Origin of the sequence: Xenorhabdus griffiniae (genome assembly GCF_015163655.1) — a bacterium.
Lineage (GTDB): Bacteria > Pseudomonadota > Gammaproteobacteria > Enterobacterales > Enterobacteriaceae > Xenorhabdus > Xenorhabdus griffiniae.
Window position 1 is genome coordinate 14,751 of sequence record NZ_JADEUF010000017.1, and the last position, 18,540, is coordinate 33,290.

The window sequence follows — 18,540 nt, forward strand, 5'->3', positions numbered from 1 at the left end:
CTATTTTGTTAAATATTATCTATTGCGTAGGAGCTTATGGATAAGAATGAATTTTATCAAGAGCTAGCAGATAGTCTGATGGCCTTGCTATCAGGGGAATACGATCTTATCGCTTCTCTTGCTAACACAAGCGCGTTGTTATACGAACGTTTGAGTCATGTTAATTGGGTTGGTTTTTATTTAGTTGATGATGATACCCTAGTATTAGGGCCATTTCAGGGTAAGATCGCCTGCGTTCGTATTCCTGTAGGAAAGGGTGTATGCGGAACGGCTGTTGCAAGTAAGCGTATACAGCGTATTTCTGATGTGCATGCTTTCCCCGGTCATATAGCCTGCGATGCCACCAGTAATGCTGAAATTGTGCTTCCTTTAGAAGTTAATGGGCAAGTTATTGGCGTTTTGGATATTGATAGCACGGTTTTTGATCGGTTTGACGAGAATGATGAAAATGGCTTGAAAGCGCTAGTTATCAGGCTTTGTAACCATTTGGAACAATGTGTTGTGTCAAAATATCAACAACAGAACGTAACTTAACATACGTATAACGTGGCATTTATCAGCAACGCTATTATAATGTCGCCTGTTCATGCCTGCGCTGGTTGGCAAAACCGTTGTAATCAGGAAATTTCATGGAAAATCAACCTAAGTTGAACAGTAGTAAAGAAGTCATTGCTTTCTTGGCTGAGCGCTTCCCGCTTTGTTTTGTAGCAGAAGGTGAAGCACGTCCTTTGAAGATCGGGATCTTCCAGGACATCGTTGAACGTATTAAGGATGAGGAGTGTTTGAGTAAAACACAGCTTCGTTCTGCTTTGCGCTTGTATACCTCCAGTTGGCGTTATCTTTATGGTGTAAAAGAAGGAGCCCAGCGTGTTGACCTTGACGGAAACATGTGTGGCGAGCTGGAAATTGAACATATTGAACATGCGCGTCAACAACTGGCAGAAGCGAAAGCACGAGTACAGACTCAACGATCTGAACAGCGTGCCAAGAAACGTGAAACTGAAAACGTATCTGACAAGAAAACCGAACGCCCTGTGAATAAAAAGTCGGCTCCTCGACATCAAAAGAGAGCTGGTGATAGTGAAAAACGTCCAGTGCGTTCGCAAAATCGCTCGCAACAATCGCGTAAACCGGCAGATAAAACCATAAAAAAAATTGCACAACCTGAGTTAAACTCAGTCACTGACGTATCCTCTTTGACAGTCGGTCAGACTATCAAAGTAAACGTAGGAAAAAGCTTAATGGATGCATCTGTGCTTGAAATTGCAAAAGATGGTGTCAGAGTGCAGTTACCCACTGGTTTAGCAATGATTGTACGCGCAGAACACTTAAAGTTCTGATACGGAGGCCAACTTGGGCATGAACAAACTCATTACATTGGCTTTCGTTTTAGGTCTATCATTTTCTAGTATAGGTTATGCAGATACTATTAATGATAATGTTGCGAGTGGTAGCCACGCTACTAACGCCAATGACAATACGGCTGTTATCAGTCTGAGCCAACTGCCAGATTTAAAACCGGAACCACAGCATTCCACTGTAAGTAAGCGGATTGTTTCCCGCTTCCTTCGTTCTCATTATCGCCAGTTTTATCTGGATGCAGATTTTTCAGGAAAAATTTTTGATCGTTACCTGAATCAACTGGATTATGGACATAATGTTTTTTTGGCATCTGATATCGCTCCATTCGCGCCTCAAAAGGGAAAATTAGGAAAAGAGCTTGAAAATGGCGATCTAAAACTTCCTTATGATCTCTTTAATCTGATGCAAAAGCGCCGCTTTGAACGTTATCAATATGTGCTCTCCCGTTTAGAACAACCCGTTGACTTAAACGGTCATGACACTATTGAAACTGACCGCATCAAAGCACCATGGCCAAAGAGTGTTGAAGAGTTGGATAAGCTTTGGGATGCCAAAATCAAATTTGATTGGATAAACCTCAAGTTATCCGGCAAAAAAGATGATAAAGAAATTAAAGAAACCCTGACTAAGCGTTATCGGACGTTATTAAAACGCCTCACACAAACCAAGAGTGAGGATGTTTTTCAAAGCATCATGATGGCTTTTGCCCGTGAAATAGATCCGCATACCAATTATCTCTCCCCTCGTGAGACAGAACAGTTTAATTCAGAAATGAGCTTATCTCTCGAGGGCATCGGTGCTGCTTTACAATACGATGATGAGTATATTGCCATTAATTCATTGCTCGTAGGCGGTCCGGCAGCCAAAAGCAATTTATTGAAAGTTGGAGATAAAATCATTGGTGTTGGGCAAGCAGGTAAGCCCATTGTCGATGTTGTTGGATGGCGTTTGGAAGATGTTGTTGCTCTTATTAAAGGGCCGAAGGGGAGTAAAGTTCGCCTTGAAATCATACCAAGCACAAAAGGGGCAAAAAACCACATTGTCACCTTAACCCGCGAGAATATCCGCCTTGAAGATCGTGCTGTCAAGATGTCGGTGAAAACAGTAGGGAAAGAGAAGGTTGGTATTCTGGATATACCAAGTTTCTATGTCGGCTTGACTAACAATGTAAAAGTGCAGTTGCAGAAACTCTCTAAACAGAGGGTTTCCTCGATTGTTATTGATTTGCGTGGCAATGGTGGCGGAGCATTAACCGAAGCTGTATCGTTATCTGGCTTATTTATTCCTACTGGTCCGGTTGTCCAGGTTCGGGATAATACTGGTAGAGTGAAAGTGGAGGCAGATACAGATGAAGCCGTATATTATAAAGGTCCTTTAGTGGTTCTGATTGACAACAGAAGTGCTTCTGCCTCTGAAATCTTTGCAGCGGCCATGCAAGATTATGGCCGTGGACTGATTGTGGGAGATCCCTCTTTCGGTAAAGGTACAGTTCAGCAATATCGCCCTTTGAACCGTATTTATGATCAGATGCTACGGCCTGAATGGCCAGAAATTGGTTCTGTGCAATATACGATCCAGAAATTCTATCGGATAAATGGTGGTAGTACCCAGATTAAGGGGGTAACGCCTGATATCATTATGCCGACAGGAGAAGAACCTTCTGAAATAGGGGAAAGCCAAGAAGATAATGCGTTACCTTGGGACAGCGTTCAGCCTGCGCATTATACTTCCTTGAAAGTGATTTCAGAGTTAACGCCACTATTGACTAAGCTGCATAATCAACGGATTGCTAATGATCCTGAATTTAAATATATCAAACAGGATATTGCTTACTATAAAGTCATCAAAGAACGTAAGGGCGTTTATTCCTTGAACTATGCTCAAAGAGAGAAAGAAAACAAGGAATACGAAACGATCAAATTGAATCGCCTTAATGAACGCTTTAAACGGGAAGACAAAAAAACGCTCAAGTCGCTTGATGATTTGCCAAAAGATTATAAAGGGCCAGATCCTTATTTAGATGAATCTGTAAAAATTGCCCTGGATTTGGCGCATCAGCCTGCTGAAATGGCTGTAACAAGGTAGTTTTAAACTTCGTTATAGATAAAAGGTCGGCTTGTTAGTCGGCCTTTTTATCATATTGTAAAGTTATGTTGATTCTATCGCTTAACGTCTTAAAAAACTTGAATAATATGGGATGAATCCCCATTTTATGGCTTAACTCTTAGTTGAACTGTTTGATAATTAAAGGAAGCAAATTTATATGATGAGAATTGCCTTGTTCCTTCTCACAAACCTTGCTGTCATGGTGGTGTTTGGAATAATACTTTCACTTACAGGAGTTCAGCGGAGCAGTGTTGCTGGCCTCATGATTATGGCTGGTTTGTTTGGTTTTGGTGGAGCATTCATTTCTTTGTTGATGTCGAAGTGGATGGCTTTGCGTTCTGTTGGTGGTCAGGTTATTGAAAAACCTTCCAACGAAACTGAAGCCTGGTTGATGGAAACTGTACGTCGTCAGGCGGATCAAGTTGGAATTACTATGCCACAAGTGGCTATCTATGATGCCTTGGATATTAACGCATTTGCTACAGGGGCGCGCCGTAATGCTTCTCTGGTTGCTGTTAGTACGGGGCTACTGAACAATATGAGCCGTGATGAAGCTGAAGCCGTCATTGCTCATGAAATTAGCCACATTGCTAATGGTGATATGGTAACAATGACCTTGTTGCAAGGTATCGTGAATACATTCGTCATCTTTATTTCACGTATCATTGCACAGGCTGCTGCGAGTTTCCTTTCCAGCAGCGATGATGAAAGTGAAAGTAGCAATAATGGTAATCCCATCGTCTACATGGTGCTTTCCATGGTGTTGGAGATCGTATTTGGTATTTTGGCTAGTATTATTACTATGTGGTTCTCCCGTTACCGTGAATTCCATGCGGATGCAGGATCAGCGAAATTGGTTGGTCGCGAAAAGATGATTGCTGCATTGCAACGTCTTAAGACCAGTTATGAACCTCAGGAAGAGGGCAGCATGATGGCATTCTGCATTAATGGCAAAGGTAAGAGTTTCAGTGAGTTGTTCTTATCTCATCCGCCGTTGGATAAACGTATTGAAGCCCTTCGCAGTGGTGAATATTTAAAATAGGCCAAACTATACCAATCTAACTTCAAGATGCGTGTGATGTCTCCCCATGAAGCGGGGAGACATCACGTTTCATATCGTGTTTAAATGGCAACTTAAAGTTTAATGTGTATATATCTTAATTTATATGGTGGCATAAGCCGCCATATTATTTATATTTCATTGCCGCGATAACCGGTTAGAATCCGTTCCCATTCTTGTTGGGCGAACCAGGTTTGGGTTTCGCCATTATAATGCATTTCATCGGATAGGAAGACACCATATTCAGAAGCGATGCCCGTGTAATTTGGCGAATTCCTTGCATCAATTAAAGTACGATAGTTAGGTGCCGCGGCAATAACGTCTTTAATTGCTTCATGCACATAGCTGGTATTGATGGGATCAAAAGCGACTGAGAGTGGGTAATATAACCGCCACGGAATATTGTGCGAGCCGATGGCATTGTTAATACCGGTAATAATGCGGGTAAAATTCATCTCTGATGCTTTGGCTGCATCTAAACTCTCTGTTTCTGCTTCCCATTGATTCCAATGAATAGCCAAAATACGCGGTTTTTTGCCCATATTACGCAATGATTGAATTGCCATGCGTAAGGTTCTAATTGCACGAGGATAGAGGGATTCAACATCTCTGGCATCACGCTCCGGTGCCCAGCGGTTATCAGGGTAATTATCTAGATACATTCCTTGTCCTCCCCAGCCCATCAAAATCACGTAAAGATCGGGTAAATCCAGAGCATTGCCCTGATTGATATGATCTTGCCAAAATTTAGCAAAGCGGTTGGCCGCGTTATAAGGATGATCCTGATTACCGCGAGGTAAGCCAGCAGGAGCACCAATATTGGCGCTTCCGAAGCTGGTTAATCCTATCCAGTGAATTTTGGAAAAATGAGTGTTATAAACCTCTGGCAGGGATAGTGTGAATACATTATTTAAACCTTGAGTAATCCTTTTATTTGGTGGCAATTGTGTGCCATGACCATAGCTATTGGATTGTCCAAGGATAATAAATAATGGAGCATCATTGGATTTCCATGATGGATATTTTGGTTCGGGAGAGTGAAGCTGTTTGTATGTCATCATTTTCCCCTTAAAGTAGGCGAATTAATTAGGTATTGCGCTCCTTGCGAAAAAAATTATTTATATAAGATAAAGTGTACATGGTGAATCAATCTAATTTATTTTTTGCACCTAAAACAAGCATCAATATATATTCGATAAACTTCAGGGTTCATATCGTGTTGTAAATTGCAACTTGAAGTTTAATGCGTATATAAATAAGTACATTATATTTAATATTAAATAAGTAATATTTTATATTGTGGCTAACTAATATAATTTTGTTGAGGGAAGACGCTGGTATTTTATAGTAACCGGTAAGCTTTAAAAATATATCAATAAGGATAATAAAATGATTCGATTTGAGAATAAAGTTGTCATTATTACTGGCGCAGGCAGTGGTATTGGTGAGGCTACAGCGAAACGTTTCTCACAAGAAGGTGCCATTGTGGTGTTAGCTGGGCGGGACACAGAGAAGCTTAATCGTGTATTAAGTGAATTGTCATCAAACAAAGCGCTAGTGATTCAGACAGATGTCGCGGATCGGGAATCGGCTAAAAATATGGTTGATGAAACAATCAGGCATTTTGGCCGGATAGATATTTTGGTGAACAACGCAGGTTTGTATGTGGTTGGTGATTTATTGAGCACATCACAAGAAGACGGTAATGCCGCGCTGGCGACGAATCTCAATGGTGTACTCAATTGTAGTTATTTTGCTTTGCCTCATTTACTGAAAAGCAAAGGATGTATTGTCAATAATGCCTCGGTATCTGGCTTGGGGGGGGATTGGGGTGGCGCTCACTATTGCGCAGCTAAAGGCGCTGTCGTAAATTTAACCCGCGCAATGGCATTGGATCATGGTTCACAAGGGGTCCGTGTCAATGCTGTTTGCCCAAGCTTAGTATTGACGCCAATGGTTGCTCGCTTTGATGATGAAACCCTTGCGCATTTCGATAGCCGTATTCCGTTAAAAAGAGCGGGCCAACCTTCTGAAGTGGCAGCAGCCATTGCATTTTTGGCCAGCGAAGACGCCAGTTTTATTAATGGGGTGAACTTGCCGATAGATGGCGGGGTTAATGCATCCAATGGTCAACCTAATTTTAACTAAGTCTGCCGAAAACATTGTCTGTTAGATAATCGGCTGAAAAGTGGCTCCACGAGGTGTGGAACCACTTGATTTCGTTTTGGTCAATGGTATCAATTTGGGCTTATAACGCTGGCCAGTTCACACAGTGTAGGATGAGTGAACAAGGTTGCTAATGGAATTTCCATATCTTGCTCACGTATACGAGCCAGCAATTGTATTGCTATCAATGAATGACCTCCTAATGCAAAGAAATTGTCATAACGACTGATCTGTTCTCGTTTCAGCAATTTCTGCCAAATTTCAGCCAGTGCAGTTTCCACATCACCAAGGGGTGCTTCGTAACCGGAAGTTGTTCCAATAGTAGATTGTGATGTCAGTGCATTTTGCGGCAATTCAGCCTGAATAGCGTTGAAACCGGTTAATAGCTGCTGGCGCTCTGTGGCAGACAGGGTAGCAATACTCATGATTGGTTTTTGAGGTTCGGTTTCTAATGTTTTTACCAGATCTGCTAAAGCAGATGTCACATCAGCAATCAGGCGTGCCGGATCGATTTCCGATATCGTCTGAGCTGTCAACAGGAAGCCTTTACCCAAATCATCTATAGCCAGATAGATGGGATAGTTAGTCCTTTCTCGTCCTGTTACCAGACGTATACCTTCCCATAGAGTATTGGTAACATCCGGTTGGCTATGGCGATAATTGAGGAGTGTATTAAAAAGCGGCAGAGGATGTGCTACTCCGCTGCAACGTTGAGCCAGCGCCAGAGGCGCCTGTTCATGTTCAAGTAACTGCGTCAAACTGCGGTAAGTTGTTTGCACGGTTTCTTGTGTACTGTTCCCCGCAAGTGTGATCCGCACGGGCAAGGTATTGATAAACAGTCCCAGAATTCGCTCAATATCGGCACTTCCTTGCATACGCCCTGACAAAACTGTTCCGAAGACGACATCATCTCGCCCACTTATTTTTGCCAGCACTTGTGCTAACGCAACATGGAACAGGATCCCAGGGCTAACACCTTGACGGCGAGCCTGTTTGCGAATAGCGCGAGTCAGTGCTGCACCAAGTGGCTTGCTAGTCTCAGTGACTGGTCTGTCTCCACTGTGCACATCCAATATGCCGAACGGTGTTGTTGGCGTATCTACATCCGCGAGCACTTTCCGGAAATAGGCTGCGTGATCGGGCATCGGCATATGCAAGGATTGGGCGATAAAATGGCGGTACGGTAATACAGGCGGTAATCGCTCCGTACGATGATGCAGGAGTTCATTGATTTCGGCAACGATAATATCCAAAGAGATATGGTCATTAAGGATATGGTGACAACACAACGCTAACAACCACTCGTCCTGATCCGGATCATGTGCGATATCAGCAGAGAGTAGCGGAGCCTGGCTGATATCGAGGCGGTGTTGGTACGGATCTGTCTGTGCCAACAATTGAGATGGCACGTCTTTATCGTTATCGGGCACAAAGGTCCTGATGCGCAGAGAAGCCTGACGCCAAACCACCTGAACGGGCTGTGTTAAGCCCTGCCAGCAGATGGCAGTACGCAAAATATCGTGACGATTAATCACCTGTTGCAAAGCAGCCAGAAAAGCATCGAGACGCTCGCGAGTATTGAAAGCAAGCAGAAGATGTAACAGATAAACATCTCCTTGTGGTTGCAGTAGATGATGGAACAGCATACCTTCCTGTAATGGTGCAAGCGGATAGATATCCTGAATATTGTTGACACCATGAGGCGTAGTTGCAGCGATAATATCAATCTCGCGTTGTGTCAGAGAAACCAGCGGCAGCATATCAGGCGTGATGGCGGTGCAACCAGCCGGGATAAGGTTGGGCGGCACGGTGAGCGAAGGGGCATCATCCTGAATTACCTGTATTATTTTCGCCATTTCAGCCAGTGTTGGTGTGGAAAATACAGTACGAATATCAAGGTGGCAACCTCGATTGCGCAGCCGCTCAATCAGGTTGATAGCCATCAGAGAATGCCCACCAAGTTCAAAGAAATGATCATAACGCCCAACTTTTTTCAGTCCTAATAAAGCTTGCCAAATTTCAGCCAGGGCAATTTCCATTTCACTGAGCGGCTCTTCATAAGTATGGGTTGCAATGGATGTCTGATCCGGCATCGGTAGTGCCTGGCGGTTAATCTTGCCATTAGGAGCCAATGGAAAAGCATCCAGTGTCACAAATGCACTGGGCAACATATAGTCGGCGAGATATTGTGCGAGTTGCTGGCGCAGCTCTGTTGGTGCCAGTTTTATATTCGGTTCGGCGATCAGATAAGCAATCAGGCGCTTATCACCCAGCTTATCTTCACGGGCAAGCACGATAGCTTCACGCACGCCGTGGCATTGCATCAATCTGGTTTCAATTTCCTCCAGTTCGATCCGGTAGCCGCGTAGCTTGATCTGAAAATCATTGCGACCAAGGTACTCGATATTGCCGTCAGATCGCCAGCGAGCCAAATCCCCGGTCTTATACATGCGAGCGTTGGGATGTTCGCTAAAGGGATCGACAATAAATTTCTCTGCTGTCAGCGCCGGTTGGTTGGAATAACCACGGGCGACCCCCATTCCGCCGATATAGATTTCACCACTTACGCCAACAGGCACTGGCTGACAAAATGCATCCAAAATATAGATACGTGTGTTGGACAGTGGCCGGCCAATCGGAATATTGTTAGTGATAGGTGGAGCATATTTTTTATCTATCACCATTTCTTTATCTATCTGTATGGCCGTAGCAGTGATGGTAATTTCTGTCGGACCATAAGCGTTGAACCAGCGGCAGGATTGGGTTTCCGGGCACGACAGCCAATCTATTAAATAGCGGTATTCCACTTTATCCCCGCCAACAATCACAGTGTGTATATAGGGGCTGAAACCGACACGTCCTGCCTTCATTTCTTGAGCCCAATGATGCCAGAAAGCCGTCGGTATATTGATAATCGTCACTTTCTGTTCACGTAAAAAATCAACAAATGAGCTATTCGGTATTTTGATAGAAGGTGGACGCAAAACCAGCGTGGCACCCGATGCCAGGGTAGGAAAAATATCTGACACTGAAATGTCAAACGCGAAAGTCACAAATTGCAGAATACGATCCCCCAAACCAGGTTCACTGATCTGGCAATGAGCATGGATAAGGCTGACAACATTGCGATGTTCCAGCATGACGCCTTTGGGGTTACCGGTTGAACCCGAAGTGTAGATGATATAGGCCAAATGATGCGGCTGAACGCCTGTTTGCCTGCTGTCAGGGTTATAAACAGGCTGTTTTTGCAGATTATCTTGGTAAGTTTCATCATCCAGCAGCCAGATGGGAATATCTTGTATTGGTAAGCGTGTCTGTAAATGTTTCTGAGTCAGCAATATGGCAGGCTTGCTGTCTGACAATTGATAAATCAGCCGTTCGGCAGGATATTCTGGATCAAGCGGAATGTAACCGGCACCGGCTTTTAAGATCCCAAACAGCCCAATAATCATGTCCAAACCCCGTTCAACCTGAATTGCTACGCGGTCATCGGAACGTACACCAAAAGCAATCAAACGATGTGCCAGTTGGTTGGCACGGCAGTTCAGTTCTTCATAACTTAAGGTTTGTTCTTCAAAGATCACCGCCGTAGCATCTGGTGTGCGTTGTACCTGAGCTTCGAACAGTTGGTGAATCAAGGTATTATGCGGAAAATCAGCTTGAGGCGTATTGAAATCAACCAATAATTGTTGGCGTTCTGCAACGGATAACATCGGCAGGTGAGCAATAGCCTGTGTTTCATTCGTTGTCATAGCAGTCAGTACATTATTGAGATAACTGACCATGCGTTCAACTGTCGTCCGGTCGAACAGGCTTGATGCATATTCCAGATAACCACTGAGACTATCCTGGTTTTCGGTCAGTGACAGTGTCAGGTCAAAATACGCGCTGCGATGTGGAGGCACCATCTTCGAGACAGATAAACCCGGTAACTCAAGGGATTGAGTGGGGGTATTGTTCAGGGCCAGCATAACCTGAAAAATCGGGTTGTAGCTCAAGCTGCGTTCGGGTTTTAGGGTTTCCACCAATTGTTCAAATGGTAGATCTTGATGTGCATAAGCTGCCAGCGTCTGTTTACGAACGTGAGCGAGTAGATTTGCCACCGAGTTGCATTGTTCCAGTTCGATACGTACAGGCAGGGTATTGGCAAAAAAGCCGATCAAGCCTTCAAGTTCATTCAATGAACGGTTGGCAACGGGGGTGCCAATGACAATATCATCTTGTCTGCTCAAACGGGCAAGTACGATGCTCCAGGCTGTAAGCAAGGTCATAAATAATGTGGCATCCTGCCGTTGTCCGAGCGCTTTGAGAGCCGACAATAAATCAGCATTCAAGTGAACGGGCACATAAGCGCCGGTGTAACTTTGTTCTGGCGGGCGTGGGTGATCAATCGGGAGAGTCAGCAATGTCGGTGCGTTTTGCAGTTGTTTCTGCCAGAAATCCCGTTGTGCAGTCAGAGCCTCATCTCGTAGCCATTTTTGTTGCCAGACGGCATAGTCTGCATACTGGATAGGTAAGTGAGGTAAAGGATCGCCACATTTCCCTTGTGCGGTACGGTAGAGGGCACTCAGTTCGCGGAACAAGATCCCTACTGACCAGCCATCGGTAATGATGTGATGCTGGGTAAGGATCAACACATGTTCTTCATCAGTCAGTTGCAGTAAATGACCTCGAATCATTGGCTCATTAGCGAAATCGAATGGGGTTTGTGTTTCAAGTTCCGCTAATTCGTTAATACGGCTCAGACGAGACGTTTCGTCTAGCCTGCGCAGATCATGGCAGGTGAGAGAAAAACCCGTGTCTGCATTATCGATGTGTTGGTAAGGTTGGTCATCAAGCAGGACAAAACGGGTGCGCAAACTTTCATGCCGGCTAACGAGTTGGTCAAGTGCAGCCGTAAACGCAGTATAATCGAGCTTTCCGCTGAGATGCAGGATTATCGGAATATGATAGGCCAGATTGGCTTTGCTGTTGAGTCTGGCAAGGAACCACAAGCGTTGCTGGGAGAAAGAAAGCGGTAACGGTTGATTGCGATCGGTAACGGGAATAACGATTTGCGCTGTGACAGGCGTGTCGATGAGCAAGGCAGCTAAATCGGCCAGAACCGGATGGGAAAAAAGTTGCTGCAAGTGCAGTTCTCGCGCCAGTCTCTGGCGTATTCGTGCGGCAAGCTGAATGGCGAGCAAAGAATGACCACCAAGGTCAAAGAAATGATCATGACGACCGACTTGTGCCAGTTTCAGCAATTCTTGCCAAATTCCGGCCAGCGCTGTTTCTATGTCTCCGATGGGCGCTGCATAATTGCGTGTCGCGAGTGCTGTTTGATCTGGCATTGGCAGGGCCTGACGGTTGATTTTGCCATTGGGTGTTAATGGAAAAGCATCAAGCGTGACAAAGGCACTAGGCAGCATATATTCGGCAAGGTGTTGTGCCAGTTGCTGGCGTAGTTCTGCGGGGACCCGTGTCGCATTGGGTTCGGCGAGCAGATAAGCAATCAGCCGCTTTTCATTGGGTGTCTCTTCGCGGACAACCACAACCGCGTCCCGCACACCGCGACATTGCGCTAATGTCGTCTCAATTTCACCAAGTTCGATGCGGAAACCACGTATCTTGACCTGAAAATCATTACGGCCAAGATATTCAATATTGCCATCAGGCAACCAACGCGCCAGATCACCACTTTTGTATAAGCGGGCATCAGGATCTGAAGAAAAAGGATCAGCAAGGAAGCGTTCAGTGGTTAACTCTGGAAGGTTCAGATAACCGCGGGCAACACCGATGCCGCCAATGTAAAGTTCGCCTGTAACACCGATTGGCACGGGTTTTTGGTGACTATCAAGCAAATAAATTTGGATATTGGCTATGGGCTTTCCAATCGGTACTCGTCCGATATACCGTTCTGGCACGCATTGCCAGGCGGTGACATGGATCGCAGCTTCAGTTGGGCCATATAAATTGTGTAACTGGCAGTGAGCAAAATGGGACAGACATTTCTGCTGCAAGACATAAGGAAACTCTTCACCACTGCATAAAATATGACGCAAGGAAGGACAACAACCGGCAGGAATAGCATGGACAAATTGCTGGAGCATGGCGGGCACGAAGTAGATAAGCGTAATCCGATGTTTTTCTATTTCAGACCGTAAATAGTGCGGATCTTTATGACCATCGGGACGAGCCAGAATCAATTTGGCCCCAAACATCAGGGGCGGGAATAGCTCCCAAACAGAAACATCAAAACTAAATGGTGTTTTCTGCAAGATCCGATCCTGCGGAGTTAATTGATAAGTCTTCTGTGACCAGAGCAGACCATTCACGACACTACGGTGTTCGTTCATAACCCCTTTGGGCAAACCAGTTGAACCAGAGGTATAAATCACATAAGCCAGATGGTGTGGGGTTAGGCCAAGCACTTTGGGATCTGGGTTGCTACTTGGCATGTTTGTGGTAAGGAATGTAAGGTTACTGAGATCGACAATGGGTACGTTGGTCAGTTGATTAACTAACATTGTTTGACTGAGTAAGGCAACGGGAGCGGCATCTTCAAGTATATAAGCCAGTCGTTCGGCCGGATAGCCTGGATCGAGCGGGACATAAGCCCCACCAGCCTTAAGGATAGCGAGTAATCCCACCATCATGACGGGACTGCGATCAGCACAAATCGCTACCCGATCATCCGGACGGACACCCAAGGTAATCAGATAATGCGCTAAACAATTGGCTTGACGGTTCAGTTCAACATAACTCAATGATTGCTCTTCAAAGATGACCGCAATCGCATCGGGATTTTGCTGTACTTGCTTTTCAAACAGTTGATGAATAAATGTGTCTTGTGAGAAGTCGGTTGCTGTATTTTGAGAGAATACAAAGTCTGGAGACGGTGGAAGCGTGTTGAAATCCACCAACACTTGTTGACGTTCTGCGCTGGGTAAAATCGAAATAGCCAAAATGGGCTGGTGGGGTGAGGTTTCCAGCGCTTCGACCAGTCCCGTCAGGGCAGTCGTCATATAGCCGATCAGCCGAATCGGATCGATGCCCGATACGGTTTGCGCAACTAAACTAAATCCATCGCCCCAATCATCCACAAATAAACCAATAGGGTAATTGATTCTCTCTTCTACCATCAGCAGACGTACACCTTCCCATTTAGCCAGGGTCGTATCCGCCTGGCTATGCCGATAGTTGAGTAGTGTGTTAAAGAGCGGCAAAGGGGGGATCACGCTACTGCAATGTTGGGCCAGTGTCAGTGTCGCCTGTTCGTATTCCAGTAACCTCATCAAATTGAGGTAAGTTTCTTGAACGATCGCTTGTGCACTATTATCTGTCAGCCCGATCCGAATGGGTAATGTATTGATAAGCAGCCCCATCATTTGATCGACGCCGGTACGGCCCTGCATACGCCCCAACAATACCGTACCGAAGACGACATCGTCGCGGCCACTGGTTTTTGCCAGCACCAGCGCTAAAGCAACATGAAACAATATACTGGGGCTGACACCCTGACGTCGGGCTTGTGTGCGAATGGCTCTGGACAGCGCCATATCCAGTGGCTGTCTGGCCTCGGTTATCTGCTTATCCTCACTGTGAATATCCAGTATCCCGAAAGGTGCTGTTGGTGCATCTATGTCAGAGAGTACCTTATGAAAATAAGCTTCATGATCTGAAGCCGGCGTATGCAGGCATTGGGCGACAAAATTACGATAAGGCAATACTGGAGGTAATTTTTCAGCATGACAGTTGTCAGGATGTTCATTGTCGCTATGGTCAGGTAACAATGCATCAATTTCATCAATGATGCGTTCCAGTGCGACATGATCACAGACTAAATGATGGATGCACAAAACCAGTAACCATTCATCCTGATGCGGGTTATAGGCGATATCAGCGGAGAAGAGGGGGGCCTGACTCACATCAAGACGGTACTGCTGTGGATCGGTACGCGCCAGTAATTGGCAAGGGATATCCTGTTCGTCATTGGGTAAGTATGTATTAATGTTCAAAGCTGCTTGTCGCCAGACGACTTGGACTGGCTGTGCTAACCCCTGCCAGTAGATTGAAGTGTGCAGAATATCGTGACGGTCAATGACTTGTTGTAAGGTTGCCAAAAAGGTATCGAGCCGTTCGCAGGTGTTGAAGGCAAGCAACTCGCGTAACAGATAAGTATCGCCCTGTTTTTGCAACAGATGATGGAACAAAATTCCTTCCTGTAGCGGTGCGAGAGGATAAATATCCTGGATATTGGCCGCACCACCAGGGATCGTCGCGGCGATGGCATCAATCTCGTGTTGGGATAAGGACACTAAAGTCAACATGTCGGGGGTAATGGCAGTACAGCCGTCAGGGATAAGGTTGGGGGGTACAGTGAATATCGTGGTATTTTCTTGTTCTGTATTCCCTTGAACCGTGTCTTTTTGAACTGACAGTAGCGCTTTTGCCATCTCTTTCAAGACAGGTTTAGTGAAGATAACCTGAATATCAAGACACCATCCCAATTCACGTAGTTTTTCGATCAGGCTAACAGCTATCAGCGAGTGCCCGCCAAGCTCGAAAAAGTGATCGCAGCGGCTGACATATTTCACGCCAAGCAATATTTGCCAAATTTGACTCAGAAGGGTTTCTGCTTCACCTATGGGCGCCTGATAACTGCGTGTGACGATTGCCGTATGATCGGGTTTGGGAAGCGCCTGACGGTCAAGTTTGCCATTGGGTGTCAGTGGAAAGGCGTCAAGTGTCACGAAGGCACCGGGTATCATGTATTCTGCAAGCTGTTGTGCCAGTTGCTGCCTTAATGCCATGGGTTCCAGTTCAACACCGGTTTGCGGTAATAAGTAGGCAACTAGCTGTTTTGATACTGAACTGTTTTCATAAGGCAGCTTTTCACAAGGTAATACTACGGCTTCACGTACGCCGTGGCATTGCCGCAGTCTTGCTTCGATCTCTCCCAGCTCAATACGGAAACCACGCAGTTTGATCTGGAAATCATTCCGGCCGAGATATTCAATTTTGCCATCGGGGAGCCAACGTCCCAGATCACCGGTTTTGTACATACGAGCATTGTGCTCAGAAGCGAGCGGGTTGATGAGAAAACGTTCAGCAGTAAGTTCAGGACGGTTCAGGTAACCGCGGGCAACACCGACGCCAGCGATATATATTTCTCCTACAACTCCGCGCGGCACGGGTTGACCGTGCATATCAAGGATATAGATCTGAGTATTGGCGATAGGACGGCCAATCGGCGGGGCATGATTTCCCTGATTTTCACATCGACAAAGAGTCGCACAAACAGTGGCTTCCGTCGGGCCATAGGCATTGATCATCTGTCGTCCTTGTGCCCAGCGTTTGGTCAGCGTAGGCGGACACGCTTCTCCTCCCACGATTAAGGTTTGCAGGGTTGCCGGAAGCGAGTCCATAGTTGCCAGAGCCGTGGGGGATAAGAGGGCATGAGTAATGGCGTGAGTCTCTAAGTAGTGAGACAGCGTTGTTCCCGGCAGCAAGTTTTCCCGTCTGGCAAGATAAAGGCGAGCGCCCGCCAACAGAGCCATACAACATTCCCAAATACAGGCATCGAAACTGTTTGAGGCAAATTGCAAGATCCGACTGTCTGGAGAGATGGTGAGTATGTCTTGCTGAGTAGTAATCAAGTTACACAAACTGCGATGTTCGATCATGACGCCTTTGGGCTGCCCTGTAGAGCCTGAAGTATAGATAACATAAGCCAGATGACGGGAGGTCAGTCCTAAGGTTTGAACCTCTGGATTTACTTCCGATTTTTCATCCAAAACAGAATCGTCTGGAATATCAAGCAGAATGGTTGGCAGGTGACTATTCCCTATTTCTGTCATCGTTGTTTGAGTAATCAGCGCCACGGGAGCGGAGTCATTGAGCATATAGGTCAGCCGTGTGGCTGGATAAGTCGGATCAAGGGGAACAAAAGCTCCACCGGCCTTGAGGATACCTAATAAACCGATCACCATTTCCAGACTACGCTCAATACAAATTGCCACTCGATCATCAGGACGTACGCCGAGAGCAATCAGATGATGCGCCAGACGATTGGCACGTTTATTTAGTTCATCGTAGCTTAACGATTGCTCTTCAAAGACCGCGGCGATGGCATCGGGTGTGCGTCGTACTTGTGCTTCGAACAGTTGATGAATCAGAGTATCTTGCGGAAACTCGGCGTGGGTGGCGTTGAAATCCACTAATACCTGCTGATGCTCGATGTCGGGCAGAATTGGCAGATTGACTATTTTGGTCTGCGTAAGAGAAGGCATCTCCAGAGAAGTGAGAGCGGCATCAAGCAGGACAGCAAGACGGGAGCGGAGCGTCATAACTTCCGTGCTACTCAGATAATCAGGAGAATAATAGAACTCAATGGAAATCGGGGAACAGCTCTCTTCAGAACGGGCGGTGTTTGTGTATTGCTTCATTCTGATACAAAGAGGGTAGGGGACACCAGAATGTAGTTCTAATTGTTTGACGCTGACGTCTTTTCCTGCCATATGCAAATTGGCTTTAAAGGGTTCGAGAGATAAAGTTACATCAAATAATCGTGCATTTCCTGCTTGTTGGCGCGCGTGTATTTGTCGGTTAAGTTCTGCGATGGGAAAGCGTTGATGCTCATGGCAAAGACTCATTTCGGTTGCAGCTTTGCGCATGACATCACGAAATGTATCCTCTGGCGAAAGGGTGATGCCAATGGGGAGTACGGAGGCGAACATACCCATCGTGGATTTTTGTCGCGTATTTTTGCGGTTGTGTACAGGAATACCAATAACAATGTCATTGACATCTGCTGTTCGTGCAAAGTAGCAGGCCAGAATGGCATACATGAAATGCAGGAAAGGCAATCCCTGTCCGCCAGCTACTTTTTCGATACGTTTAAACAAAGCCTGGTCGATGGCCCAAATAACAGGTTTGGTTTGTTTATGGTTTGTCGTGTTATTGAAATTGGCCGGCTGGAGCAAGGGAGGAGGCTGGTTTTCATAGCGTTTTAACCAAAATTGCTGATCGTGTGAGTAGTGTTCAGAAGCCAGGTAATTGAGGTTATCCGTAATAAAATCCAGATAAGAGTGAGCAGAATTGTTCAGGATTTCTCCATTCATCAGGCGATTATAGGCATCGATAACCTGATTGATGAGTATGAACATACCTGTGCCATCAATGACTAAATGATGACAGCAAAATTGCCAGTACCGATAGCTATTGCTGACGCGCAATAAATTGGAGCGCCACAGTGTTTCATTCAGGCGAAATGGACGTATGAACTCGTCATCCATGTATTGCTTTGCTCTGGTTTCAGCATCTGGATGTAATGAAAAATCCTGTATATCCACGGCTACAGGGAGAGGACGAACAACCTTTTGCCTGGGTAAAGCGTGGGTGTTGAGAAATTGCAAACGCAGAGTGTCATGACAGTAAACAACAGATTCAAAGGCACGGGCAAATAATGTTTCATTCAATTCCCCTTCAATGCAGATAAAAATGCTGAGGTTGTAGTTGGAAGAATTGGGATGAATTGCCTGATCAAACCAGATGGCCTGCTGGGGAGAACTGAGGGGATAGGTAGACAAGGAGAGAGAATGGTTATTACAAGCGACTGAAGAAGTTTGTGAAGCGTTTTCGTGTAACATTTTCATGACTCCTTTGTGTAATTATTTGGTTTTTATTTGTTGCATCCGTTTGAAAATAAATGAAGTTATGCCTATAACTGTTTCTCTGTAAACATGAACGAGTTGTCGATGATTGGGTGTATTTCTGCGCTAAATACACACTTGATAGTAACATCTTGAAATTAAATTAACTGAAATAAATACCGTGTGTCGATATTTTTTTGTTACTTAAAT

7 protein-coding genes are annotated in these 18,540 nt (G+C 45.5%); 5 read left to right on the forward strand and 2 right to left on the reverse strand.

What is annotated here, in order from left to right:
* The first annotated feature begins 36 nt into the window (after nucleotides 1-36).
* The 4 genes from IQ211_RS04735 to htpX all read left to right on the forward strand — a co-directional run bounded on the left by IQ211_RS04735 (nucleotide 37) and on the right by htpX (nucleotide 4,510).
* Complete coding sequence (locus tag IQ211_RS04735) at nucleotides 37-534, forward strand: GAF domain-containing protein (protein WP_189759201.1); 498 nt, start codon at nucleotides 37-39, stop codon at nucleotides 532-534.
* A 95-nt stretch (nucleotides 535-629) separates the two neighbouring features.
* Nucleotides 630-1,340 carry an RNA chaperone ProQ gene (proQ, locus tag IQ211_RS04740; RefSeq protein WP_189759200.1) on the forward strand — a complete coding sequence of 237 codons (711 nt, stop codon included), beginning with the start codon at nucleotides 630-632 and terminating at the stop codon, nucleotides 1,338-1,340.
* Between the two features lie 19 nt (nucleotides 1,341-1,359).
* Nucleotides 1,360-3,447, forward strand: a complete 2,088-nt coding sequence (prc, locus tag IQ211_RS04745; RefSeq protein ID WP_189759199.1) for a carboxy terminal-processing peptidase — start codon at nucleotides 1,360-1,362, stop codon at nucleotides 3,445-3,447.
* Nucleotides 3,448-3,625: 178 nt separating this feature from the next.
* The gene (htpX, locus tag IQ211_RS04750) at nucleotides 3,626-4,510 is read left to right on the forward strand and encodes a protease HtpX (RefSeq protein ID WP_189759198.1); all 885 of its coding nucleotides are present in this window, start codon (nucleotides 3,626-3,628) and stop codon (nucleotides 4,508-4,510) included.
* Nucleotides 4,511-4,659: 149 nt separating this feature from the next.
* Here the strand turns inward: htpX and IQ211_RS04755 are convergent, their stop codons facing one another.
* Nucleotides 4,660-5,589 (reverse strand): sialate O-acetylesterase family protein, encoded by a 930-nt coding sequence (locus IQ211_RS04755; RefSeq protein WP_223281660.1) that lies wholly within the window; start codon nucleotides 5,587-5,589, stop codon nucleotides 4,660-4,662.
* Between the two features lie 328 nt (nucleotides 5,590-5,917).
* On the opposite strand from IQ211_RS04755, the gene budC reads away from it, so the two are divergent.
* On the forward strand, nucleotides 5,918-6,676 hold the full coding sequence (gene budC, locus IQ211_RS04760) for a meso-2,3-butanediol dehydrogenase (RefSeq protein WP_189759197.1): 759 nt from the start codon (nucleotides 5,918-5,920) through the stop codon (nucleotides 6,674-6,676).
* An 89-nt stretch (nucleotides 6,677-6,765) separates the two neighbouring features.
* Here the strand turns inward: budC and IQ211_RS04765 are convergent, their stop codons facing one another.
* Entirely contained in the window at nucleotides 6,766-18,333 is an 11,568-nt protein-coding gene (locus tag IQ211_RS04765) for a non-ribosomal peptide synthetase (RefSeq protein ID WP_399477972.1), read from the reverse strand.
* Nucleotides 18,334-18,540 lie beyond the last annotated feature (207 nt).